Origin of the sequence: Pontitalea aquivivens (assembly GCF_046507575.1) — a bacterium.
Lineage (GTDB): Bacteria > Pseudomonadota > Alphaproteobacteria > Rhodobacterales > Rhodobacteraceae > Pontitalea > Pontitalea aquivivens.
Map to the genome: position 1 here is coordinate 1 of NZ_JBKFEY010000089.1, position 1,085 is coordinate 1,085.

The following is a 1,085-nucleotide window of genomic DNA, read 5'->3' on the forward strand; positions in this document are numbered from 1 at the left end:
GTCCAGTCTTCGCTGCGCCGCCACCTGGGCCTCGATCCGGACAGCTACCCTGCCAAACCGCGCGAACAGGGCGTCGCGGAAATGATGGTCGACGTCTATTCCAGTTTTGCAGAGCCGCTGACCCACGAGACACTGTACCGCTGGCATCGGATGCTCCTGTCCCATGACCGTCGGTTGGAAACCATCGGGGCCTACCGACAACACGCCGAGGCGATGCAAATCGTTTCCGGCCGCCTTGACCGGCCCACGATCCATTTCGAAGCGCCTCCCTCGGAGCGGGTCATGCCTGAGATGGAGCGATACGCGGATTGGTACAACAAGACCGGGCCGGGGGGAGCAGAGCCGCTTCCAGCGCTGACGCGCGCAGGGCTAAGCCACCTCTATTTCGAGAGCATCCATCCCTTCGAAGACGGCAACGGACGCTTGGGTCGCGCCCTCGCTGAAAAGTCGCTGGCGCAGAACATTGGCCAGCCGACCCTCATCTCGCTCGCCTTCACCATCGAGAAGGAGCGCAAGGCATACTACGACCAGCTCGAGCAGCATCAAAAAACGCTCGACGTGACCGATTGGCTCGTCTGGTTCGCGGAAGTTGTCTTGAAGGCGCAACAGGCAACACTCGACCGCGTCGGCTTCTTCATCAGCAAGGCACACTTCTACGATCGTCACAGAGACCAGTTGAACGAACGACAGGCCAAGGCCATCGCTCGAATGTTTCGGGAAGGCCCTGGCGGTTTCAAAGGCGGCCTCAGCGCCGACAACTACCTCAAGATCACCGGAACCTCACGCGCGACCGCGACCCGCGATCTGCAGGATCTGGTCGAGAAGGGCGTGCTCGCTCGAACCGGCAAGCGGCGGCACACGCGATACTGGTTGAAACTCGACTGGAGTGAATAAAAATTGCATGAAAACAACAATTTATCAAAAATCCGATAAGTCGTTTTATGTCAAAATATGTTGAATGCGCCTATACGCCGCGGCGCGGAGGCAAAGGACTTAACCTCGATGACGAGGGCTGACATTCCACGCAACCTTAGGCAAAGGCTCAATCCCGCTTTGTACGATTAGTTTTGGGATGGATCTAGTAC

General features: G+C 58.1%; 1 protein-coding gene. It reads left to right on the forward strand.

The genetic code is table 11. From position 1 onward, the window contains the following. Nucleotides 1–894 (forward strand): Fic family protein (locus tag ACK8OU_RS20250; protein ID WP_410305130.1); only part of this gene is annotated, 894 nt, incomplete at its 5' end. Nucleotides 895–1,085 lie beyond the last annotated feature (191 nt).